Genomic DNA, 22,645 nt, shown 5'->3' on the forward strand with positions numbered 1-22,645 from the left:
GTAGTGCATCACGTCAATGTACTCGCGGAATCTGCACTATAGCCAGATGCGGGCTAGGGTGACAGAATGAGCATTTCGTCTGGTACGAGCGAACCCACTGGCCTTCCGAGCGCACCTTCTGTCAAGTCCACGCCATCGTCTGCCCCCGTTGGCCAGCCCCAGCAGGTGAGGATGGCATTCTGGCTCTACCTCCTTGCAGCCCTCGCGGCGCTGATCGGTGGCGTTGTCCGCGCAGCGACCGCGGGCGCTGACAGATCTGTAATCGAGAGTCAGCTCGCGACATCCGGCGTGGCCGTCTCCACCAGCACGATCGACGCCGTGATCACCACGGTGATCATCGTGGCGATCATCGTCGCGATCATCTGGATGATCGCCTTCGTCATTTTCGCGCTGTTCATGAAGCGAGGCGCCGGATGGGCCCGCATTGTCCTCACGATTCTTGCCGCCCTGTCGCTCACCAGTGTCACAGGCAGCTTCGGCCTTGGGGCGCTCCAGGCCGTTGCCGCGGTCGTCGCGACCGTGCTCGTGTGGCTGCGGCCGGCAAGAGAATACTTCCAGGCAGTAAAGGCGTCGCGGGTCCCGCGCTAGTTTTCTTAGGGGTCAGAACTGAGACATTTATCTGTAGTCCGGCTCTTCGGGAGTGACCGTATGCGGCCTGCGGGATGTTCGCGTGAGCGTAGCGGGTCTGGTGGATGCCGTCATGTTTTGGGTCTGGTGGCCCATAATTTACCAAGCATCGTTGTAAAAATCGGCAGGTGAGCGACGCCGCGGCAACTTATTTCGCAGACGCGACAGCGACGAAACATTTTTAGCACACCTAGATCACTTGGGGGCCAGAAGTCGGGCGTTTGTACCGAGTTTTAGGCAGCGTTAGTCATGGGGGCATCGTTGATATAGCTGTCGATGTGTTGCTCGATGGTCTTCAATGCCTGGCGCAGTAGGGCTGGTGCTGGGGGCGTATTTGCTGCGATGAGTGGCCTGAGGAGCCGGTCGTGCAGCTTTGTGCAGAAGATCGCGATCATCGAAGTACACGGGTATCAGAAGCAGGGCTCGGGTTACGGCTACTCCAAAGTTCGTGGCCTGAACGTCTTCATCGCGACGATGAAAACGGTGGATGGTGCACCGATTATCTTGGCCCAGCGGTTGCGCCGGGGTCCGTGCTGGTCCCCGCGCGGCGCTGACCGTCTCATCCAGGATGCCCTGGCCACCGTCCGCCGCCTCCCGAAGATGAGCGGCGTCCCGGTCCTGTTTCGAGCCGGGGTCTGAGTAGCAAGGGAACGAAAACGTCCGCTAAGGGCTTGGTCGTTCAGTCTTGGGTGTTCGGATCGCGCAGCGGGCGGAGTTGATTGGGCGGTAGGTCGGGCATGCTGAATTGGTATCGGCCGAAAAAGTTGATGTGTTCGTGGCCGAGGGGTGAGAGGCTTTTCACGTCGTCGTCGGCTACCTGTAGCCCTTCGTGGCGGAGTTCGCCCAGGGTGGCGTCCATATAGTGGGTGTTCCACAGCACGAGTGCGTTGATGACGAGTCCGAGGGCACCGAGTTGATCTTCTTGACCCTCACGGTAGCGTTGGCGAAGTTGCCCGCGGTGCCCGTGGAAGATGGCTCGGGCGAGCGCATAGCGGCCCTCGGTGCGGTTGAGCTGGGTCAGGATTCTTCGCCGGTAGCTGTCGTCATCGAGGTAGGTGAGGAGGTAGAGGGTTTTCGATATCCGGCCAAGTTCTGCCACCGCACGGCCCAGCGGGGAGGTGGACCAGCATCGTGAACCGTGTCTGACGGGGCCTGCCCGAAAATGTGCCGCCCGCACTTTGCGGTCCGCCTGCGGAGGATTCTGGATGAAATCAGAAATCAGCGCGATATCGGCTGACACCCGGGCCACGATTCACTCACAACGAGCCGCGCACAGGGCCCCCGACGGGACCCGCCGCTGTCTGAACGTGGCCCCGTTCTCGGTACGGCTCACCTCTCGCGTCGAGCGGGTCGGCGACGCCACGCCACCGCGTAGCCGAGAATGACCACAAGTAAGGCTGCACCTCCGAGCAACCACGCCGAGATCGGAGTGACGATTGCCACGATCCCGAAGACGATCACGGGTACCAGCCAGCCGAAGTACCGCAGAATTGTCATGCGCAGTTCGCCGCATCGACATTGTGGAATCCGTGCCCGGTCGGCAGAATCTTGATCTGGTAGCACGAATAGTTATTCATGCTGGTGTTTGACAATGCGTTCATCACGCCGGACCACATCGATTTGAAGGTCGGCACCCCCAGAAACGTGCACGCACCCTGAACGATATATCCAACCCTCGGAATCTTGGCCGCGGCGACGCAGCCTCGTGCAACCCTCAGGGCAAAGACGGCGGATGTCGCGGCTGCCAACGCTTTTGCCTGTGCGCCGGTTATATTCCAGTATGTCCCGGGGCCGCCTGACGCATTCCACAGCCCGAACGTAATCGTTGGGTCGGCGACGATGGGATACTGAGCCCCCTGAGTTTGGACGTGCTGCGTCAGCTGCGTCCCCTCCAAGGTGTACTGCGTTGTCAACCTGGTGCCATCAGCATCTACCGCCCACGGGGTTTCAATGGCACCCAGAACCAGCTTTGTGCCGCCGGCATCGCCGACGATGAGGAAGCCAGCGTCGTAGGATTCCAGACTCGTGTTGGCTGGCAGGTCGACTGTGAACGTCGCATCAGATTCACCTTGCTCCAGCTGGCTCATTATCCGAGCGCCGTTGCTGAGAACCGTTACAGCAGATTTGTCGCTCGCAGCCGTAATCATGACAGCGAGCTCGGATGTGCTCAGCGTCGCGGACGACGATGAAGGACTCACCGTGATTCCGGGCTCCAACGCTGTAGCATTTCTTTCAGAAACTCCCATCGCGCGCTGAGCCCGATCAAAGTGGTTGTGGCGCACTCCGGGGCCGCCCCTGGCGGGACCGTCAAGGACAGTGGATTCTGTGGAAGCGTTCGGGGAGACGGCTATCCCCACCGACCCAGAGAGTGTGAGCCCCGGTGTGGCAGCCTCTGCTGGGGTTGGAGGGACAGCGAACGGCGCGACGCGAGCCAGTGCAACAGCAACCGCTACTGCCAGTCCGAAGGCCGATCCTCGCTTGTGACGGGTTTGGACAACAGTGAATGCCAAATTGAAGCCGATCTCTCGATGCTTGTGCGGGGTGCAATAGGTGTCCTGTCCCAAGCGAAGTCTCATTTTATACAACCAAGCGCCCGGTTCTAGGCTGCTCTTGTGCGCTGGCGAGTGCAAGCCGAGGTGCGTGGCTCATGGCCTGACACGCGCGGCCGCGCGGCAACATCGCGGCCACGCCCACCCACCCCACTCGGTACAAGCCGTAGCCCAGCTTCTCAGTCAGCCGCGGACCTCGGACCACGGTCCAGTCCAGCCCGCACGCCTCATTCATGACCGCGCTCGAGCGGGTCGGCGGGGTGAGTGTTCCGCGGCATGCGCATATCGGATTGCAAACCATGAGCTGGTTGTTCACTGGAGAAATTGAGCATCGCAACTCGGCTGGGTTATACGCGATCGTGGGGACGGGTGAAGTCAACCTGAGGACTTCCGGCCGCGGCATCAGCAACTCCGAGTTCTCCACCCCCAATACCCAGATTGTGCACGGTGCACAATCGTTGGTGGCGCTGCCCGAACGCGCCAGTCAACTGGAGCCCACCTTCGAGCACTACCGCCCCGAGCCACTCCACGGCGACGGCTGGGATCATGCGCGTGTTGCTCGGCTCGCTGAGTGGCAGCACATCGCCGCGGATGCCGACCTCACCCTCGAGATCGGTCAGGGGCCGCTGACCAGTGTAACGACGACGATCAGAATCTGGATCAGCGCAAAACCCCATAGAGCGGATGCCAGTGCCCACCACCCGTGCCGGGCACGCACGGCGAAGCCGGCGCCCACGAGCCCGAGCACAACGGGAATGCCGAACAACCACAGCGGTCTATTGGTGCCAGATCCGCTCCAGTCAGGCATGAGCAGAACTACGACGAGGGCCAGAAGCATGAACGCCCACGTGGCAATCGGCCGGTGATTCGGATGCGCCATATCATCTGTTGCTTTAATTGCGGTCATGGGAGCACACTCCATTCCTAGGCGAACGGATTACACAGGCAATAGGTGAAATACGTGCTTACGGCAACGGCCAGCACGCGCAGTAACGTCGATTTACCCGTCCCGTTCCGACCCCGCACAATCAGCGCCTCACCCCCCTGCACCCTGACCGAAACAGGGGCAAGGAGCGTCACATCACCCGCGGTCACCCCAACCTCGTCCACCTCGATCATGGGATCATTCTCCCAGATCAAGGAAGTCTCGCCCCAACTGCAATGGTTGTCGGTGCATCCTCAGTCGTCTTGCCGCTCCCCTCCAATACCCGCCGAAGCAATGACATTGTCCGATCGGGGAACGGCATCGGTTCCTCGTTCCACCGCCCACCTCGTTCCGTGCAACGCAGTATCGACTCTGGGGCCCTTTTAGTCGACGAACGCAGCCCATCGGTCCTTCGTGATGGCGTAGTCGACGTTACCTTGATCGGAGCCGGGAATCGGGCCAGCAATCCCCTCGCGCCGAGTGCCTAAATAAGTCAGGCCCAGTCGACTCATTACCGCTCGAGATCCTGCGTTGACCGCCATCGTTTCGGCGAAAATTTGGGTCAGCCCCATGTCGTCGAAGCCGTAAGCGAGCAATGCGGCGGCACCTTCAGAAGCCAATCCTTGGCGCCAGAAATCCGGCAGCAGCCGATACCCCAGTTCTGCTTGTCCTCGCTCATCATCGTCCTCCAGTGTGAGGAGCCACCAACCGACGAAATCGGCACCAACAAAACCCGCCCAGAAGCCGAGACCGTTTCGCGCTTCGTCGATGCGTTCTTGATGGTGTTTCTCAACTTCCAATCGCTCCCGCGGTTCGCCAGTACCGAGGTAACGCATGACGTCGGGATGTGCGTCCAGGAAGACCTCGTATTCGAGGTGCTCCTCTCCCAGCGGAACGAGAGTCAACCGTTTGGTCTGCAGAGTACGTTGGATCATCTTCTGACTATTGCAGCCAGGCATGTCCACGGCCAATCCGAACTGACCGTGGGCGGCCAACACAAAGCCCGCGATGGCCACCAACTGCCCGCTCATAGTCGACAGGCAACGTCCCGCAAGAGGTTCGGCTTACGGAACGGGGCTCGGAAGATCGCGACTCACTCGGCGCGGCCAGTGCTTTCCGCCGCGCGGATGAACGTGCCCCACTGGCTAGCTAGTAGTTCTCACGAGCGGAATCTGACTCGCTCAGTGTGTCAGATGCACTCGCTCGGGGACACGCAGGCATGAACCTGGCGAAGCGCCGCAACTTCCGCGTCGCGATTCCTCGCCGGGTGGGATTAGTAGGGGTTAGTCACGGTCGAGACAAGGGCAGTTTGGTTTCATCGACGTGTGTTTGCACGACTAATTCCCCGTCAATAGACTCGATTCCAGATAGATCCCATACCCATCGAGTCGTCCATTCCGAACCCGTCCCGCCCACGGAACGAACTTCCCGTCCGATGGATTGCATCGCCACTGGAGCTACGACGCAAATTTCCGCCAGCACTACATGGGCGCCGGATAAGGGAGGGGTTCCAGCGTAGCGGATTCCATTGCGCACGCTTGCTTCCAGATAGCGTTCTAAGGCGCGCTCGTAAACAGAATCGAATTCGCGCGTAGCTTCGGAAGAAACAGCCATGACTTCCAGCACAATCGACTTGTCAGACCGCATTAGCCTCAGGACCGCCTCCACCCCGGACGCGGTCCTGACAATACTTATGCCGTCAGTCATTCTCGCCTGCAATCACGGAGCTTGAGCCCGAATGTTCTCCAGGAGTGTGTCCCCCCTTATAGTACGAGGAAGCGATCGGGGTGCTGTAGCCCGACGTACTCATCGTTCCACTTTGTGTTGCAAGGGTGACGTAGGCGGTGATGATGCCGATGCACGGGCCGGACTGCCAGGCGCCATTTCCTAGGTGTGCCCGTCGGATCACGTTCAGGTTGTTCACGTTCGAGCCGTTGTACGGAACCCCGCTCGCATTTACGTCGATTGGCCACGTGCCATAAGGGTTTCTGCACGGGTGGTTGACGTAGATCGAAGCAGCGTCCTCGTAAATGTAGTTCCCGTACGCGGTCCGGGTTACGGATGCCCGCTACAACGGGCGGTTGCATGTCACATGGGTAGAAGCGGTTATACCCATGTGACGTAGGTGGGCCGACCTAATCGTCCGAGCCGCGAGCCAAGACAGCTCCGAGCAGTGTCTCAACGTCCTCGGTTGGGGAGACCGGCTTTTTGCCCGTCAGGCTGGCTCGCATATGGTCTTCGACGAGGAACCACTGGATCATGTCAGCGGCCTCCCAGATCTGAAACCTCAGGAGTGGCCTGTCGATCTCATGTGGCACCGTGAACGAGCCGTCCGCTTGGAGATCGACGTAGAAGCCCCTCTTCTTCGCCTCGTTGTCCTCCTGGGCGAGGCCCTTCAGATAGGCGGCCAGCGCATCGGGTGCGTGGACCTTCGCGATTTCGATGTCCACGGCCTCTGAAAATCCCGGGACTTCGACCATTGCGGTCAAGAAGTCGGTGGCCTCTATGAGCTTTGCGAGGTGGTTAAGCCCCTTGTTGCGCAGTTCAGGCACCTCGCGCGGCGTTTCGTCACCGTCGTTCCAGGCGTTATAGAACGACTTGTAGACCCAGACCGCCTTGCCCACTTCCTCCTGTGCAAGTACAACCAGCGACTGCGCGCGCGGTGATGGGAACAGGGCGTCTGCATCAATGATGCTCCGCGCCGCGTTGTCCAGGAGTGCCAGCCAGAATGCTCGGGCGGCCGTCGGCGTCAGCATCGTCACGTTGCCAGACTAGACGTCTCGACGACGTGCGGGGACCGTAGGCGGGGAGGCGGGCTCGCTCAGCCAACGCTGCGGTCCTTTGTAAGTCTCGTCACCGGGAAGACCTCGAACGGTTCCCTTACGAAGCGAGCGACCGTCGCGAGCACTTCGATGTGCGAATGGCCAATGGTCCGTAGATTGCGGAGTGCAGTCGCGCTGGGTTCGCCTTACGGTCTGCCCCGCTTGTGACAAGCACATGATACATTTATGTATTATTCAAGTGACACAAGATGGGGGCTGCAACGATGGCTTGGTTGTACTTCATAGTGCTGGGTCCTGTGGCAGCGGGCATTGTTCTGGTTGTGGTCTGGTGGCTGATTTGGGGGCGGAAAATGGGGCTTCCAGCTAGCACGGCTGGTGCGTCAGCTTTGGCTGCAGGGCTGATTCTCCTGCTTGTCGGGGTCCTGGTGCGTCTGTTGGCCGGGCCGTTGGCGCTCGTGCTCCATATTCCGACTGAATTATGGGGCTGGTACTCGGACTATCGGTTTATCTACCCGCTGGTGCTCGGCATTCTCGGCTTGGTCATCGTCGCATTGCCGGTGCGGGCGCGCAGCGGGCGGGGCACTGCGGAGCTCGCGCCCCGGACGCCGTTGAGCTACGCCAAAGGGTGGTGGTTCATTACCCCCGCCGTGGTGCTCGCGCTAATCGTCGCCTTTACCGTCGCAGCCGGTGCCGCCTCGCGGCCGGAGGAGACAACAGGTCGCTACACGGTGTATAGGGTGGACCTCGGTGGGGAACGGGCAATGGGCACCGGCATCTACGGTTGGTTCTACTCCGTACCCTGCCTCATTCTCATTGGAGTCATGATTGTCATCGCCAGTATTGACCTGGTTCTCATCGCCCGACCGGCGCTCGACCCCGATCATGAGCGCGACGCACACGTGCGAACTGTCCGCACCCGCAACGTCGTCTTGATCGCGACTGGTGCGCTCCTGGTGCACGTCGGACTTATCTTCGACTCCCTCGCCGCAACAGCTTCCGTTCGATCGTCGTTCCCGACCTCAGAAGGCAGCGTGGCATTCTGGACGCCATTCGCCGCCCTGCAGCCGACGCTCGTCGGCGCGTCCAGCGTGGCCGCGGGGCTCGGGTTCATGCTCTGGGTCGCCGTCGCCGTGTCCGCGATTCCGCCGCGACGGCGCCGGCCAACCGCAACCAGATCATGATCATCACCCTGTCGGGTTCTGCCCCGCCCACGGAGCAGATCCGCGATCAAATCCGCGGCCTGATCTCCTCCGGTCGACTTGCTGCCGACGAGCGCCTCCCCTCCGTTCGGCAGCTCGCCAAGGATCTCGGCGTCGCCCCTGGCACCGTCGCCAAGGCGTACAAGGCGCTCGAAACCGAGGGCTACCTCACCGCCCGCACCGGCGGGGGAACCCGCGTCAGCCGAAGCGCGACGACGACACCGCTCCGGGTAGTGGAAGCGGCCCGCCAACTTGCCACGACCAGTACCCGCGCCGGCACCGGGCTGGACGACACCATCCGCATCCTCCGCGCAATCTGGCCCGAGCAACAGATCCCACCTAAAGCACCGAACGCGGGAGGTACGCGCTGAGCGATCCGCCCGGGAAAATCCCAGCTGTCCTGTAGGGGGTTGGCGGATTCAACCGGTCGTCGCAACGATGGGTTGAATTCGCCGTTCCCCTTAAGAGACGTGCTGTCGGTATCCCGGGGGAGGTCTGCGCGTCGGAGTGGTTGGTGAGAGGATCTTCTATATGGGGGCGACTGAGGACGATGAACTGCGGGGCCTGCAAGCACGGGCCTACGGTCCAAAGGCCGACATTCGTCACGACTTTCCAGCACAAGTGCGGCTCCAGGAACTCGAGGACGCGAGACGGCAACAAGCGCCGCAACTTCTCGCAGTTGTGCCCCCGGCGCCTACCGTCGATCCGCTCGACGTGTCCGGCAGCGAAGAAGAGTCCCCTCTCGTCGATGACGAGCAGAAACGCCCGACTCACGAATTTTTGAGACGTCTTGCTCGCCTCGCTCTCGCCGTTGGGGATCGACTCGCCCGCGTCCGCCGCTCGACCGTGTTGATCGCGCTCGGTCTCGCCGTCATCGCGAGCGTCATCGTGGCCGCCCTCATTCTTGTCGAGCGAGTCCAGCCCGATCCTCTCCAGACCGGAGCCGACCAAGTCGCCCGACTATCAATCGATCCCAGCTATCAGGTCCCCGTTATGCTCCAGCACACCGCAGCTGAAGGCGATGCTACGCAGGCCTTCCACGAGTTCTACGGGCTCCGTGCGGTCGTCGTGGCCGGCGGCTGGTTCGGTAGCGACGCAGAGGACGAGTGCCTGAGCGTCTTCTTGGCCGCGGACGGCGAGAACTCCGACTCAAATTCATTCTCGGGGCAGGTCAGGGGCGGTTGTGCCGCGGGACCGTTTCCGGCGATGACCCAGTTGATGACGGATGACGAGGGCCTTCCCGACGAACTGCAGTCGGCGTTCCCGGGACCGACCGCCCTGCAGTTCGTCTACGACAAAGCGAACCAGGAGATCGTGATCTTCGCGGGCCAATAGCGATACCGAATGGGCCAGTGCGAGGCAACGTCCAAGGGTCAAGTGCATCGAGCCACGTCGATATGGCGACGACGATACGGTGGAGATATGGGGAGAATTGGGCACGTGCTGTCCTGCGCTAAAAGCCTGACCGTACTCATAGCCATTTTCGCGCTGACTGGATGCGCAGTCTCGGCTCCAAATGCTGGTGATTCAGCATCTGGAACCTTGACGCCGCAAGTGAGTGACACTCCGGTCGAAATTGACTCTGACACACTCGCCGTTCCTGCCGCGTCTGAGAATGAGTAGCGACCACCTTGCGTAAAGGATTCCGCAGGCGACGGATTGACCAGATATTTGGGCGCGGCGGCCGAGGGTTCTGGCGTCGAGCGTCCGCGATCCCGTCGCGACTCTTGAATGTTGACTCAGCTCGCACGTGACCAAATGGGTCCAACGCTCCTGCCGTCCCGTAGAGGGTTAGGGTTTCGAGACAGGTCGGGCTGTGAAGCTACTGGCCGCTTCGGCGCCGACCACGACGGCTAGAGCATTCTCTTGTCTTGGGCAGGACGGGCGACACGTTGACCTGAGTGTGGCGTGTGAATGTTCACCATTATCGCCTGGTCACTGCCAGCGTTGAGGGACGGGCCTGCATTGGCGGGTCTGTGACTGAAACACAACAGGAAGCAGAACTAGATGAAATTTCTTAGAAACTCCCTGACAATTACCGCACTAGCCGCCGTGGGAGTGTTGTTAAGTCCCGTCGCCGCTTCCGCAACCGCCGACCCGGGTTCACCCGGTACGGCAGAACAGGCGTGCTCTGCAGCAGCCTCTGCCGCGCTCGAAAATGGCAACTTTATCGCTGCAACGACAGCCTTCGATTTCACCTGCGCCGCAGGAGAAGTGACAGTGACAGCAACCGGGAATGACGGCACTGTCACGACTCTGACTGAGGAGGTTACCGACACCAGCGCTCGATCGCTCAACACTCAAGCTCAGGCGAATACTTGCACCATCGCCGGCGCACCGACCCGAACGATCGTAAGTGAGTTACAGGTAAACATGGAGTTCTGCGTGATCTACGGGCAGAACGAGCATCCGACGAACGGTCCGTGGGCGCGTTCCACATTCAAACCGACTGGATAGCCTTCCCTGGCTTTCCTTCAGTGCAGAATCGGATCAACGTGATTCCTAGTGAGGGGTCTCCGACACTTACGGGCACTATTACGGTGCAGCAGCAGCGAGGGATCGCTCCTCCTTTGGAGTTGACCAGCGCCATCTTCACGGTCAGCAACGGGGCACCCGTTACCGGTTTCCTGGTGGGCGGCATTACCGAGGGTGGCTCCCACTCCGTCAAAATGGGGGACCTTCAGGTGTCAGACCCAACCTATGGATTCGATGCTCTTGTCGACAACCCGGACGTCGTAACTCCGCGGTTCTCCTGTGACACGGCCGACCAGCGGTGCTTCTACCCGAATGGCCAAGAAGCTGGCCTCTAGCTAGCCGGCCAGAATCGGTCTTGTGCGGGCTCGACACCTTCGTACGTCAGCCAGAGCGACGAGGTGTCGAGCTCCACGACTGCACGACGCGCGACATCAATGACAAGACGACCAGCATCGTCGGGGTCCTTCTTGTTGACGAGATCCACAATCAGGCGCTCTCCGTCCTCGACGGCTTTCACCATCCGATAGGTGTCGCTTCGTCGTCCCCACACACTGAGCGACATCGGAAAGGCCAGCCGCGCAGGTATCGCTTCCCCATGAAACTGATAGGGATAAACCACATCAGGGATACCCCCTGTGATTCGCTCGCGACGATAATCGTCGTACGACGAGACGCGCCCCGTCGCCAGATCAGTGAGGAAATAAGACGAGTGACAAGGTTCGGCGTGCACCTCGTACGAGGATGATTCATCGTCGAAGCGCGAGCGTTTTACAGCGATACAACGAAATGTAGATACCAGACGCCACTCGGTCAGTATCGCAATGGCTTTCCACTCAATTTCACCCATACCTCCAACCTAAAGAAGTCGGCGATGGAAACCCACCCAAGGAGAATCCTTCTGACCGGATGCACAGGTCAACTCGAGCTGGCCAACACGTGGACGAATCCCGCCGAAGACCGGGGAAAACTGCACTAACACACCCCCTCCAGACGCCGGGAGTTCTCCGTCTTAGCTAAGCAATCATGAGTCGGGCTCGCCCTCACAGATACTGCGCGCCTGACTCGGGTCGGGAACTGCGCCCAGCGCCGTGTCCAGTGCGCCGGCGCGTCTCAATCCCCGTGACACGTCGCCGAGGCCCCACGGGTCATTCGTTGCCTCGTTGCACTCATCCGGACTCGTCCCGCAAGGGGTTCCCCTTACGAAAAGCGAGCCGAGGGTCGCCTTGTAGTGCCTCCGCACCTGCTGCTGGTTAGCGACGCTCTTGTGAGCGGTGTCGTGAAGATCAACGCATGAACGCTCGAGCATTGATATGTATCGGTGACTGATGTATGTTGATGTCATGTCTTCCGCCGCCCTTCATGAGCCCACATTTCTGATCCTTGCGGCTCTAGCGGAGGGCCGGAAACATGGTTACGGCCTGATCGCTGAGGCGGAGACGTTGTCGGACGGTCGAGTGACCCTGCGTGTCGCTACTTTGTACACAGCACTGGATCGACTGCGGAAGGAAGGACTTATCGCCCCTGCGGGGGAGGAAGTCATCGATGGCCGACTGCGTCGATATTACGAACTGACCGATGATGGCGCTGCGACCCTCACTCAGGAGATCGCTCGGATGGAGCAGCTTGCTGCTCGGGCGACTATCCGCCTCCGGCACCGCCCTGGTTTCGCCTTCGGCTGGGGTGGCGGAGCCTGGGCATGAGTTACCCCGTGACGGTGAAGCCACTCGCCCCGACGACCCGGTTGGCGATCCGGCTTTTCCCCCAGTGGTGGCGGGAGCAGTACGGAACTGAAGTCGTTGACACGCTCGTCGAGGTGCGCCAGCGACGGCACGGGGACCTGCTGGAGGATTTTCATCTCGCTAGCCGGGGTCTCTGGCTGCGAGCTCGAACGTCGCCCAGTTTCTGGGGTGGCCTGGTCCTGCTGATCGTGATGCTGTGGGCATCATGGCAGGGGCCAAACGCGTTCTTGGTGGAGCGCTATTGGCCTGCGGTCCTGACGGCGGGGGGATCGTCGGCACCGTTTGCCCTCCCGCTGGCGGCGGCAATCGCCGCCATGACAGGGCACCAGCACGGCCGGCGAGCCGCTTCAGGCGTTGGGCCGCGGAGGCGCGTAGCAAGGGCGGCATGGGCAATGACGCCGGTGCTGGCCAGTCTGCTGCTCGGTTACCTGGTGGTGGTTTTTTTGAGCCTTCTCGTTTCTGGCCTCCCCGCGACGGGATCACCGAGCGCACTGATCGTTCCGCTGGCGTTTGCCGGTCTTGCACTTGGTGCGGTGGCCGTAGGTTTCGCTCTCGGTGCCGTGTTGCGCCCGGTTCTGGCGGTTCCTGTCGCGGGCGTGCTGCTTTACGCGTGGTACTCGATGCCCCTCGATGGTGTTGTGCTGGCGTGGCGCAATGTGACCGGCGCCGGCCTGACGCAATGCTGTCTCTGGGTAGATGTCGTCCCGCATCCGCAGGCTCAGCTCATCGCCATCGCCAGTGGCACAGTACTCGCCGCCATCACCCTGCTGTTGGTCGCCGTACGACCCGGCGTGCCGAGGTCGGTGTCGTTCGCGGGCGCGGCAGTTGCGATTGTGGCGTTATTCGTGGCAGTCGCACCGTCCGTTCCTGCCCTCGGTCAAGCCAGTCAGGTCGCACGGAATCTCACCGAATTGCAATGCGAGGGCACATCCCCGCAAGTGTGCCTCTGGCCTGAACAGGATGCCGAGTACGGACCTGCGATCCGTCCCGTCGTGACTGAGGCATTTCACCGTGGAGTCGCCGCCGGTCTCCCGATGCGAGCGGCAGTCACCCCTTACGTCGGCGGCCTCAGCGACGGGCAGGAACACGGGTCCCCGATCAATGCGGTCTCCATGCGTCTAGGCGACTCGAACGCCGCCATCCTCGCCAGCTATGGACAAGCGGTGTACACCTCCGAAAACTGCGCAGTGCCGGGTGCCGTTGACGCCCCCACGTTTGCGCGGGAACAGGGCGTGCAATATGCCATCGCCCTGCTCCTGGGTGCGGAACCGGAAGCCGCGCTCCCGCGCATGGAGCACTCCGTCGAGCTGCGTCTCACCGCCATTGCCTATACGCCCGCCGAGGTCCGCGACCTCATCGGCGTCCACAACGTCGCAGAAGCGCGCACCATAGTAAACAACTGGCTCGCCTCATGCGGCAGCTAAGACTTCTCGCGGCTCTTGCCGTGGTCGTCGGGCACGGGTACGTCCTCAACGGTATTACGCCGGCGTTACGCGTGGGCGGGATCCCTCTCCACACCCTCGGGCTGTACATTTTCTTCACGATCAGCGGGTACCTGATCACGTCGAGTTGGAATCGCTGGCCCAATCTTTCCTCCTTCCTGCGCAATCGAGCATTACGCATCCTGCCCGCCCTCGCGTCGGTCGTGCTCCTCACGGTGGTCGTCATCGGGCCGCTCGCAACCGACCTCACTCTGCGCGAATACCTGAGCACCTCGCAGACCTGGCTCTACCTATCCGGTGTGCTCCTCGTCCCCCAGTACGAACTCCCCGGTGTCTTCGACTCCCACGTCTCGCCGGCCGTGAACGGGTCCCTGTGGACGCTGGGCATCGAAGCCTGCTGCTACCTCGCGACCGCGCTTCTCGGCATCGCGCTGCGAAGATTCGCCTGGATCGGAACCCTCATCCTCGGCGTGGCAGCCATCGCTCTCGCGCTGCAACCCGCTGGAGGCTCGCTGGAATCGCTGCGCGCGGTCGGAGCGGTGTGCTCCTACTTCGCGATCGGCGCCCTCGCCTGCCACCTCCGCGTGGATCGTCGGCATTTCCCAACCGTGCTCATCGTGGGCCTTGGCGTCGCATGGCTCCTGCTCGGCGAATTCAACGCACCGCTCGCAACGACCGTTGCGTGGATTGTCGTACCCGCGATCGTACTTGCCATTGCACTACGCTCTCGAGAATCGAGCTCTGGTGTCGACTTGTCCTACGGCGTCTACTTGTGGGGATATCCAATCCAGCAGCTGATCGTCCAAGTGAATCCAGATCTTCCAGTCACGTTCTCGGTTGCATTAACGATCGTCTTCACTCTCGCGGTCGCGACTCTCTCCTGGCATCATCTCGAAGCGCCGGCCCTCAGTTTGAAACGCTCAGCAAGACCCGAACCCATACAACGCCTTCAATCAAAATCTGCACTCGGCGCCACCACGGCGTGAACATGTCAGATTTAACGACCATCGCATCCGGTCGGCAGGCGACATCTGTCCCTGGAACTGCATGGCCTGTCCCGTAAGAGGTTCGGCTTACGGGCGGTCGCATGAGCGACACGCAAATTTCTCCGAGCGTATGCTCGGCTGCATGGGTTCGATACCCCCGATCCGCAAGACGCGAAGCACCGTCATCATCCTGGCGGCCGCGGTCCTCGCTGTCGCTGGCCTGGCGCAAGTTTTGCTTCGGATCGCTGAGGGGGAGGGCGAGCCGGGTGACATATTCGTGTTGGTACTCGGTGCCATTCAGTTCATCTGCGGGCTAGCGGCGTTCATCTATTACGGTCGTCGCCGCTATCTGCAAAAATTTGCGCTCGACAAGTCTCAGGATGACTCGCCTGAAAGCTAGCGCGCGATCCGCCATCAGCAACCCGTGAGGGTCCCGACAGCCCCCATCCTCCGGGGTCGGTTTCACCGGGCTTCGCACCGCCCGCACCGCAGCAATCGGCGCAGGGCTTTATTTAGTTTGGCCGTCGTGCGCTCGGCCACCGCACCACCGCCGTGTAGAAGTCAGTCACTTTCTTGGCAGGCCACGCGCACCTTGCGGGAATACGATCTTTCTCTATCGGGCTTCCCGTCACGTCGGCAGCCCGCGACGCACCGCCTCACAGCAGCGTCGAAGCATCGCTGCACCACAGATTGACGCCGCTGCGATGCGGCGGCTAATCGTTAAATTGTGACCCCGACGACACCGTTTCTCATCCAGCTAAAGCACACAGGGAGCATCAATGAGCACTGACGACCAGACCAACACATGCAGTTTCCACATGAGCGGTGCGCTGCCAGCAGGTGGCGACCACCTCGGTGGCACCTTCGGTCAGTCGCCGACCCTGGACAGTTGGTACCCGCAGCGTCTCCGGATTGAGCTTCTCCACCGGAACGGCGTAGACGCCGACCCGCTCGGCGCGGACTTCGACTACGCGGCGGCTTTCGCCACGATCGACCTCACGACGCTCAAGTCGGACATTAAGCGACTGCTCACCACATCGGTCGACTGGTGGCCAGCGGACTACGGCAACTACGGTCCACAGATGATCCGAATGGCGTGGCATGCCGCCGGCACGTACCGAATTGCCGACGGCCGTGGCGGAGCGGGCACCGCGATGCAGCGGTTCGCACCAATCGGAAGCTGGTGGGACAACGCCAACACCGACAAATCACGACGACTCCTACAGCCGATCAAGCACCAGTACGGCAACGCTCTGTCGTGGGCCGACCTGATGGTCTTGACCGGCAACTGCTCCCTCGAGTTGATGGGCCTGCCGACGTACGGCTTCGGTGGTGGACGACTCGATGCGTGGGAACCGGACGACGGTACCTGGTGGGGGCCGGAGGTCTGGAACCCGCACGCGGTCGCGAGCCCTGACGAGATGGTGAGCCGCGACGAACGCTGGCATGGTCAGAACGGCGACGCGGGCTACGACTTGCAGAGCCCCCTGGCCGCGTCGCACCAGGCGCTCGTCTACGTCAACCCTGAGGGGCCCTATTCGAACGGCGACCCGCTGGGCTCAGCACGCGACATTCGCATCACGTTCACGCGGATGGCGATGAACGACGAGGAAACGGTGGCATTGATCGCCGGTGGCCACGCGTTCGGTAAGAGCCACGGCCAGGTACCCGCATCCGACATCGGACCATCACCCGAGAAAGCCCCGATCGAGTCGATGGGGCTCGGTTGGCACAACCCGGTGGGTACCGGCAGTGCCGAGCACACTTCGACCAACGGCATCGAGGGCAGCTGGTCTCCGAACCCGACACAGTGGGACAACACCTACCTCGAGAACCTGTTCGCGTACGACTACGAGCAGACGAGAAGCCCGGCCGGCGCGCTGCAGTGGACACCGACTGACTCGGATGCGCCGAAGACTCCGGACGCCCACGTACCCGGTCAGATGTACCCGCTCATGATGATGACCTCGGACATCGCACTCAAGGTCGACCCGGAGTATCGGGCCATATGCGAGCGTTTCCTGGCCGACTTCGATCTGTTCACCCTCGCGTTCTCGAAGGCCTGGTACAAGCTCACGCACCGCGACATGGGGCCGAAGCACCGGTACCTCGGCCCGGAGGTCACCATCGCCGACGACCTGCTCTGGCAGGACCCGCTCCCGGACGCAGCAGGATCCTCACTCGACGAGGCCGACGTGGCAGCGCTCAAGGAAGCCGTCCTCGCGACCGGGCTGTCCGTGTCCGACCTCGTGTACACGGCGTTCTCCGCCGCCTCTACCTACCGCGACAGCGACAAGCGCGGAGGGGCGAACGGTGCCCGGCTGGCCTTGTCGCCGCAGAAAGACTGGGCGGTCAACCGACGCACCGTCCCAGTCATCGACGCGCTGCGGAACGTGCAGGCGGCTTTCACGGCGACGTCGGGCGGACGGAAGGTGTCTCTCGCCGACCTTATCGTCCTCGCCGGCAGCGCCGCCGTGGAGCAGGCGGCACGGGCGGCAGGATCTGACGCCAGCGTGCCGTTTACGCCAGGCCGTGTCGACACGACACAGGAGTTGACCGACATCGAGATGTTCGAGTGGCTGCGACCCATTGCGGACGGGTTCCGCAACTTCGTGTCCGAGCGCTTCGAAGAGTTTGCTCCGGGCGTCGCGCCCGAGGCGGCATTCCTCGACAAGGCGAACCTGTTCACTCTCACCGCACCGGAGTGGACCGTCCTGCACGCCGGGCTCCGCGTGCTCGGCAGCAACTGGGACGGGTCCGACGTGGGTGTGCTCACGGATCACGTCGGAGCCCTGACGACCGACTTCCTCGTGAATCTGACCGACACCGACCTCATCTGGACCAAGGACGACGAGACCGCGATGACCTTCACTGGTCGGGTTCAGGCGACCGGCGAGGCTCGCTGGAGGGCCTCCCGGAATGACCTGGTATTCGGCTCGAACGCGCAACTGCGGTCGATCGCCGACGCCTACGCGGGCAGCGACGGGCACGAGCGGTTCGTCCGCGCATTCATCCGGGTCTGGTCGAAGGTCATGATGCTCGACCGCTACGACGTCAAAGGCCACAAGCGTTACGGGGCGATGGCCGCCTGACCCCGGAGGTCGCGTCCCGGCGAGCTGACGGCGTGGAGGCACGGCGCGGTCACGCGCTGAGCCTCCAAGCCGTCGAGGCCTTGACCGAACGACGCTTGAGGCCGCGAGCCGAACGTTGCACGGATTGATCAGGCTGGGGACGGCCAAGGAACCTCCGCGGGCAGCACGTGGTCGACCACACTCGCACCTCGACGGCCTGCGAGGGTGGACGGGCCGCTATGCCCTGGAAGCCGGTGCCCCCACTCGTAGAGACGCCGGCCGGATTTGCTTTGGCCTCGGGTCGCGAGAGGGTGCCGCTGATGTTCTCTGTGGCGGCTCGTAAGGCCTGAGCCTTCCGGGGACATGTCCCGCTGAGGAATGCACGTGACCGGTAGAGGTTCGGTTTGCGGGCGTTCGTGAGCAAGCCAGCCGCGCGTTGGCTCTCCCATACAGTGAGGGCATGTCCCAAAATGTTGTCTTGATCCGTTCTGCTGAGCTTTCCAATGTGGCTCAGTATGCCTACGCTGCAACAGCTCCCGCTGAGGCGCGCCTCATCTTCCTGGCCGGCGCCTGCCCGCTCAATCTCGATGGCAGCACCGCAGGAGTCGGAGACTACTCGGCGCAGGCCGGCAAGGCGATGGAAAACCTCGTTATTGCCCTGCACGCAGCGGGCGCCCGACTCGATGATGTCCTGAGCACACGAGTCCTCGTCGCCTCCTCTAATCAGAGCGACCTCGTCAAGACCTGGGCAGTCGTTCGCGAGGCCTTTGGAACGCATGACGTACCGAGCACGCTCATAGGCGTCACCGTCCTCGGGTATACGGATCAGCTCGTCGAGATCGAAGCCGTCGCTGCTGTGATCGACTGACGAGGCCGTCCCGCAGGGGTTTCGGCAAATGACACAGGCTGTTTTGGTTTAGACCCTTGAGGTTCATTGGACGAATCGGCGTCGGAGGTTGTGGCTAACACGGAACTTCTGGGGGCGCTGAACCATCGATTCGATGGGCGATGATCGCGGCGTGGGACCGCTTGCCCTGATCGGTTCGGGTGTTCACCGCGTGAACCTGAAATCCTGCGGCCTCGAGTTGCGTGCTCATCTCACCGATAGGCCAGAAGTAGGCGGTCGTGGCGGCGTGTGGAAACGGCTCGACGGTGTCGCCCTCGAAGAAACCGAGGAGGAGGCTACCTCCAGGAGCAATGCAGCGGGCGAACTCGCGCAAAACCGCTGGCAAGTCATTCGGGGCAAGGTGAATAACGGAGTACCACGCAAGAATTGCGGCTGCGTATTCGTTTCGGACTCCGAGATCGCCCAGTGAAGCGACTCGGAACGGGACCGTCGGAAATGTTTTTCTCGCTTGCCCGATGAAAGCTTGAACGTGATCGATACCCTCCGCATCGACACCACGCTTTTTGAGGAAGTCGGTCCAGTGCAGAGGGTCGCACCCCACGTCGATGACCGCGCCCCGCAGGTCGCGCGCCCATTGGGCGACAAGCCGCTGATCTGATTCGTGCGTGTTAGCCATCGATCCGAGCAGCGCCGTGTATTCCGCCGCTCGACCGGCGTATGCATCCCGAACTACATTGCCAGTCATGGGACCGAGTCTAGAAGAAGCTCGGCAAGCGTTTCTTGGGAGATGGCGACGCCCGTGACACCCATCTGTTGGGGGATGAGCCATCGACCGGAGGTCAATCTCGTCCACGGAATATGGCATCAGCCTGCATTCTGATCGTCTGACAGCTGCGCTTGGTGCGCACGGGATCGGCATAAATGTTGTCCTCCTGCTCGGGGCTCGCTCACGAACGACACAGCGGCTGTGCAGAGTGTCGTGGACGCGCTTCCGGTAGCGCCGGCTATCCTGGGGCATTCGTATGGAGGTTTGGTTATCACAGGCTTCGATCGCGTGCCTTCCAGCCATTCTCCATTTCTCAGTCAGCTGCTGCGGCGTGGGACAGTGATCATGAAAACATGCCCGGACTTCGCCACCGCCTAAGGCTCGGCTCGAAGAGCGGTGCTACCCGTCAACGACCAGCGAAATCGGCGAACAAGACGCGCGGAGACGCGGTGAACCCGGTGCGTTCGTAGAGATGGATTGCCTCGGAGCTAGAGTGCACCGTTACGTGTTCAAGGCCCAGCTGTCGAGCTTTGTCCAAAACTGCCGCCATCATCGTGGCACCGATGTGAGCGTTTCGTTCCTCGGGGACGACGTACACGCACTGCACATCTCCGGAAGCACGATCGGTGGCGCGCGGGCTGGGCACGCGGGGCAGCACGGCCAGCCAGGCCATGCCGACGACGACGCCGCTGCGCACCGTCACGACCCGGTGATGGGTCTGCTCATGCGCGGCCGCGAAAGCCACTACGGACGCCACGAAGTCTTCCCGGCTCACAACCGGAACTCCGCCCCGCTCGACCACCCACCGCCAGCGCAATCCCGCGATTGCCTCCGTCTCGAGTGCTTCGGCTTCACGCACCACGATCTCCGTCATCTCGCCAGTCTGCCCGATCGCACAGCGGATCGTTCACGATGTGGCTCGCAGTGATCGCTTCCGCACGGCAATTTTGACAGCGACGAAGGCATCCCTTTTTCTGCGTCCCGCAGAGGGTTCTCCAGCGGCCACGGTCGGATCGCCCTCCGGTTGGGCTACCTTCTAAGCTCGAACTATGTCGCTCCCTCGCTCAGACCTGTTGATTTTTCGAAACATGACCGACGATGACCTCGAAGACATGGCTGCCATGCTGGCTGACCCGGCCGTGATGAAGTTCTACCCACGACCGAAAAACCGTGAGGAGGCCCAGGCTTGGATCAACTGGAACAAGAGCAACTACGTCGAACACGGCCACGGTCTTTGGATCATCGAGACGACGGCCGGTGAGTTCGCCGGTGACTGCGGCCTGACGTGGCAGGTGGTCAACGGCCGACCCGAACTTGAAGTCGGCTACCACGTGCGGGCAGAGTTGCAGGGACGAGGGTACGCAACCGAGGCCGCAACGGCCTGCCGCGACTTCGCCCGAGATATCTTGGGGGCAGGTCATCTGGTCGCGATCATCCACCCCGACAACAGAGCCTCCAGACGAGTAGCGGAAAAGATCGGGCTGGAATTCGAAGAGGACGACCATGGCGGGACGATCGATGTCCGATCGGTGTACGGCTCACGTCTTTGAAGTCCGCTGACCATTCACATGAGGAGAGCTATAGCGAGGAACCTGCCACAGTGGCCGCGGGCACCTCGATGAGGCGTCCTGTCGCGATGTCGTAGATGTAGCCGTACACCGGGATCCCATTGGGGACCAGGGAATGTGCCTTGATGCGTGCGACGTCTTCGAGTACGCTCTCAGCCTGGTCGGCGATGGTCAGCCAGTCGATGTACTTCGCCTCGGCGCAGCCCGGACCCGCACCGACGTCGTAGAACCCGGCTTCGCCCAAAGCGGCTGTCTCCAGGCTGTTGGCCAATAGCCCGCGCATGACTTCGTCTGTGAAGAACTCCATTCCGCAGTTGGAGTGGTGGATGACGAACCACTCCTTTGTTCCCAAGAGCTTGTAAGAGATAACGAGCGACCGGATAGCGTCGTCGGATGCGCGTCCTCCCGCGTTGCGGATGACGTGCGCGTCGCCTTCGCTCAAACCGGCGTATTTGGCCGGGTCCAGGCGCGCGTCCATGCAGGTGAGGATCGCGAAGCCTCGAGCTGGCGGCAGAGCGAGTTCAGACTTGTCGCCGAAACTCTTGGCATATGCGGCGTTGGCGGACAGGACTTCTTCGAGCACTGGCATGGAGGATTCCTTGACGGGTTCGGGGTCAGCGGCTTGTCTCGCTGACACTAAAACCGTAGCCATCGAACCCAAGCCAGAACCGTTTGTTTCGCAATATTCCGAAAGCACGATCGCTTCATCTTTGGAGCTTCGCGAGCATGCCCGCTGAGGGTTTCCATCTGACAGTGACCAGGTAGGGCCACTACTTTTTCGAGAGGAGCTTCGCACCGTCCGACCGCAGCTCCCCCACCGGTGAAATATGGCGGTACAGCGTCTGCCGAGTGATCCCGAGCTCCTTACAAAGGTCGCTGACTTTCGTTTCCTTCTGCCCCATCGCGGCCATGGCAAGGCGCACCTTCGCTGGCGTCATCTTGAAGGCCCGCCCGCCCGTCCTCCCCCGTGCTCGCGCTGCGGCGAGCCCGGCGACAGTGCGCTCAGAGATGAGCGCCCGCTCGAACTCAGCGAGAGCCGCGAAGATTCCGAAGACGAGCTTACCGGACGCGGTCGTGGTGTCGATCGCTACGCCCTCGCCGGTGAGCACCTTGAGGCCGATGACACGGTCGGTGAGGTCGTGCACCGTATTGACCAAGTGACGCAGGTCGCGGCCGAGCCGGTCAAGCTTCCACATCAGGAGCGTGTCATCCTGGCGCAGCGCCTTCAGGCAGGCCGCCAGGTGCGGGCGGTCGTTCTTTTTTCCGGATGCATAATCTCCGTAGAGATTGGCGGGCTCTACGCCTGCGGCTAGGAGCACGTCTCGTTGAAGATCAGTACTTTGCGACCCGTCGGCCTTCGATACCCGCATGTATCCGACGAGCATGCTGACCCCTGTCATTTACACGTTCGATTACACGACAGAGTGATTGCGCTCTTGAGGAGGACAGAAACTGTCACACAACCAGTCATTTAGTCTCCGTATCGCAAGCGATGCAGAAACAGTCAAACGTGACGGATTCAGGAGCGTCCACGTAGGGTTGTGGAAAGTACTGAGCATCGAAGTTCCGATAGTGGGCTCAATGTCCCCCCCGTTACCTTGTTTGTAACCTCGGATGGTGTGAGTATCTGAGGGAGTTGGCCTGTCGGGTCCGGCATGATTGTTGCCC

Annotated in this window: 24 protein-coding genes and 3 pseudogenes; 14 read left to right on the forward strand and 13 right to left on the reverse strand. The window is 61.7% G+C overall.

The window, feature by feature from the left end; genetic code table 11:
- Positions 1 to 66 precede the first annotated feature (66 nt).
- Together CXY73_RS06825 and CXY73_RS06830 are read left to right on the forward strand one after the other, a co-directional pair.
- Entirely contained in the window at positions 67 to 588 is a 522-nt protein-coding gene (locus CXY73_RS06825; protein WP_146071663.1) for a hypothetical protein, read from the forward strand.
- Between the two features lie 429 nt (positions 589 to 1,017).
- A pseudogene (locus tag CXY73_RS06830) lies at positions 1,018 to 1,257 on the forward strand (IS1380 family transposase); the annotation flags it as partial.
- A gap of 49 nt (positions 1,258 to 1,306) precedes the next feature.
- Here the strand turns inward: CXY73_RS06830 and CXY73_RS06835 are convergent.
- The 3 genes and pseudogenes from CXY73_RS06835 to CXY73_RS06840 form a co-directional block, all read right to left on the reverse strand.
- Positions 1,307 to 1,744 (reverse strand): annotated as a pseudogene (locus CXY73_RS06835) (Tn3 family transposase); the annotation flags it as partial.
- 212 nt (positions 1,745 to 1,956) lie between these two features.
- Positions 1,957 to 2,124, reverse strand: coding sequence for a hypothetical protein (locus CXY73_RS21905; RefSeq protein WP_158254057.1), 168 nt, complete (start codon positions 2,122 to 2,124; stop codon positions 1,957 to 1,959).
- The gene (locus CXY73_RS06840; RefSeq protein ID WP_146071665.1) at positions 2,121 to 2,714 is read right to left on the reverse strand and encodes a hypothetical protein; all 594 of its coding nucleotides are present in this window, start codon (positions 2,712 to 2,714) and stop codon (positions 2,121 to 2,123) included. Before CXY73_RS06840 ends, CXY73_RS21905 begins: the two co-directional genes overlap by 4 nt.
- Positions 2,715 to 3,475: 761 nt before the next feature.
- Here CXY73_RS06840 and CXY73_RS22650 point away from each other — a divergent pair.
- A pseudogene (locus tag CXY73_RS22650) lies at positions 3,476 to 3,574 on the forward strand (pirin family protein); the annotation flags it as partial.
- 218 nt (positions 3,575 to 3,792) lie between these two features.
- Here the strand turns inward: CXY73_RS22650 and CXY73_RS06855 are convergent.
- The 5 genes from CXY73_RS06855 to CXY73_RS06870 all read right to left on the reverse strand — a co-directional run bounded on the left by CXY73_RS06855 (position 3,793) and on the right by CXY73_RS06870 (position 6,857).
- Positions 3,793 to 4,083, reverse strand: coding sequence for a hypothetical protein (locus CXY73_RS06855; RefSeq protein ID WP_104177252.1), 291 nt, complete (start codon positions 4,081 to 4,083; stop codon positions 3,793 to 3,795).
- Positions 4,084 to 4,100: 17 nt separating this feature from the next.
- Entirely contained in the window at positions 4,101 to 4,295 is a 195-nt protein-coding gene (locus CXY73_RS06860) for an ATP-binding cassette domain-containing protein (RefSeq protein WP_104177253.1), read from the reverse strand.
- Between the two features lie 189 nt (positions 4,296 to 4,484).
- Positions 4,485 to 5,132: a GNAT family N-acetyltransferase gene (locus tag CXY73_RS06865; RefSeq protein ID WP_233198187.1), complete on the reverse strand. Its 648-nt coding sequence runs from the start codon at positions 5,130 to 5,132 to the stop codon at positions 4,485 to 4,487.
- A gap of 256 nt (positions 5,133 to 5,388) precedes the next feature.
- Positions 5,389 to 5,808 (reverse strand): hypothetical protein, encoded by a 420-nt coding sequence (locus tag CXY73_RS21465; RefSeq protein WP_146071666.1) that lies wholly within the window; start codon positions 5,806 to 5,808, stop codon positions 5,389 to 5,391.
- Positions 5,809 to 6,236: 428 nt separating this feature from the next.
- Positions 6,237 to 6,857: an AbiV family abortive infection protein gene (locus tag CXY73_RS06870; protein ID WP_104177254.1), complete on the reverse strand. Its 621-nt coding sequence runs from the start codon at positions 6,855 to 6,857 to the stop codon at positions 6,237 to 6,239.
- Between the two features lie 377 nt (positions 6,858 to 7,234).
- On the opposite strand from CXY73_RS06870, the gene CXY73_RS06875 reads away from it, so the two are divergent.
- From CXY73_RS06875 to CXY73_RS21910, 4 genes are all read left to right on the forward strand, one after another.
- Complete coding sequence (locus CXY73_RS06875) at positions 7,235 to 8,065, forward strand: hypothetical protein (protein WP_146071668.1); 831 nt, start codon at positions 7,235 to 7,237, stop codon at positions 8,063 to 8,065.
- Complete coding sequence (locus CXY73_RS06880) at positions 8,062 to 8,454, forward strand: GntR family transcriptional regulator (RefSeq protein WP_199185303.1); 393 nt, start codon at positions 8,062 to 8,064, stop codon at positions 8,452 to 8,454. Before CXY73_RS06875 ends, CXY73_RS06880 begins: the two co-directional genes overlap by 4 nt.
- 160 nt (positions 8,455 to 8,614) lie before the next feature.
- On the forward strand, positions 8,615 to 9,418 hold the full coding sequence (locus CXY73_RS06885) for a hypothetical protein (RefSeq protein WP_104177256.1): 804 nt from the start codon (positions 8,615 to 8,617) through the stop codon (positions 9,416 to 9,418).
- A 1,088-nt stretch (positions 9,419 to 10,506) separates the two neighbouring features.
- Entirely contained in the window at positions 10,507 to 10,893 is a 387-nt protein-coding gene (locus CXY73_RS21910; RefSeq protein WP_158254058.1) for a hypothetical protein, read from the forward strand.
- Here CXY73_RS21910 and CXY73_RS21470 read toward each other — a convergent pair.
- On the reverse strand, positions 10,890 to 11,405 hold the full coding sequence (locus tag CXY73_RS21470) for a hypothetical protein (protein ID WP_146071670.1): 516 nt from the start codon (positions 11,403 to 11,405) through the stop codon (positions 10,890 to 10,892). The genes CXY73_RS21910 and CXY73_RS21470 overlap by 4 nt on opposite strands.
- 493 nt (positions 11,406 to 11,898) lie before the next feature.
- Between CXY73_RS21470 and CXY73_RS06910 the strand changes: the two genes are divergently transcribed.
- The 6 genes from CXY73_RS06910 to CXY73_RS06935 all read left to right on the forward strand — a co-directional run bounded on the left by CXY73_RS06910 (position 11,899) and on the right by CXY73_RS06935 (position 18,664).
- Positions 11,899 to 12,258: a PadR family transcriptional regulator gene (locus CXY73_RS06910; protein ID WP_104177272.1), complete on the forward strand. Its 360-nt coding sequence runs from the start codon at positions 11,899 to 11,901 to the stop codon at positions 12,256 to 12,258.
- Positions 12,255 to 13,721: a hypothetical protein gene (locus tag CXY73_RS06915; RefSeq protein WP_146071671.1), complete on the forward strand. Its 1,467-nt coding sequence runs from the start codon at positions 12,255 to 12,257 to the stop codon at positions 13,719 to 13,721. Before CXY73_RS06910 ends, CXY73_RS06915 begins: the two co-directional genes overlap by 4 nt.
- Positions 13,709 to 14,725, forward strand: coding sequence for an acyltransferase (locus tag CXY73_RS06920; protein ID WP_104177262.1), 1,017 nt, complete (start codon positions 13,709 to 13,711; stop codon positions 14,723 to 14,725). The genes CXY73_RS06915 and CXY73_RS06920 overlap by 13 nt, the downstream gene beginning before the upstream one ends.
- A 142-nt stretch (positions 14,726 to 14,867) precedes the next feature.
- Positions 14,868 to 15,125, forward strand: a complete 258-nt coding sequence (locus CXY73_RS06925) for a hypothetical protein (protein WP_146071672.1) — start codon at positions 14,868 to 14,870, stop codon at positions 15,123 to 15,125.
- Between the two features lie 379 nt (positions 15,126 to 15,504).
- The gene (katG, locus tag CXY73_RS06930) at positions 15,505 to 17,817 is read left to right on the forward strand and encodes a catalase/peroxidase HPI (protein WP_104177263.1); all 2,313 of its coding nucleotides are present in this window, start codon (positions 15,505 to 15,507) and stop codon (positions 17,815 to 17,817) included.
- 439 nt (positions 17,818 to 18,256) lie between these two features.
- Complete coding sequence (locus tag CXY73_RS06935) at positions 18,257 to 18,664, forward strand: RidA family protein (protein ID WP_104177264.1); 408 nt, start codon at positions 18,257 to 18,259, stop codon at positions 18,662 to 18,664.
- 94 nt (positions 18,665 to 18,758) lie between these two features.
- On the opposite strand, the gene CXY73_RS06940 is transcribed toward CXY73_RS06935, so the two are convergent.
- Together CXY73_RS06940 and CXY73_RS06950 are read right to left on the reverse strand one after the other, a co-directional pair.
- Complete coding sequence (locus CXY73_RS06940) at positions 18,759 to 19,388, reverse strand: bifunctional 2-polyprenyl-6-hydroxyphenol methylase/3-demethylubiquinol 3-O-methyltransferase UbiG (RefSeq protein ID WP_104177265.1); 630 nt, start codon at positions 19,386 to 19,388, stop codon at positions 18,759 to 18,761.
- Between the two features lie 427 nt (positions 19,389 to 19,815).
- Complete coding sequence (locus tag CXY73_RS06950; protein ID WP_104177266.1) at positions 19,816 to 20,283, reverse strand: GNAT family N-acetyltransferase; 468 nt, start codon at positions 20,281 to 20,283, stop codon at positions 19,816 to 19,818.
- Between the two features lie 175 nt (positions 20,284 to 20,458).
- Here CXY73_RS06950 and CXY73_RS06955 point away from each other — a divergent pair, with 175 nt between their 5' ends.
- A complete protein-coding gene (locus CXY73_RS06955) occupies positions 20,459 to 20,959 on the forward strand; it encodes a GNAT family N-acetyltransferase (protein ID WP_104177267.1) in 501 nt (166 codons plus the stop codon).
- 28 nt (positions 20,960 to 20,987) lie between these two features.
- On the opposite strand, the gene CXY73_RS06960 is transcribed toward CXY73_RS06955, so the two are convergent.
- Positions 20,988 to 21,566 (reverse strand): carbonic anhydrase, encoded by a 579-nt coding sequence (locus CXY73_RS06960; protein WP_104177268.1) that lies wholly within the window; start codon positions 21,564 to 21,566, stop codon positions 20,988 to 20,990.
- Between the two features lie 181 nt (positions 21,567 to 21,747).
- The gene (locus CXY73_RS06965) at positions 21,748 to 22,362 is read right to left on the reverse strand and encodes a recombinase family protein (protein WP_104177273.1); all 615 of its coding nucleotides are present in this window, start codon (positions 22,360 to 22,362) and stop codon (positions 21,748 to 21,750) included.
- Positions 22,363 to 22,645: the final 283 nt, after the last annotated feature.

The organism is Cryobacterium sp. Y50 (genome assembly GCF_002929805.1).
Lineage (GTDB): Bacteria > Actinomycetota > Actinomycetes > Actinomycetales > Microbacteriaceae > Cryobacterium.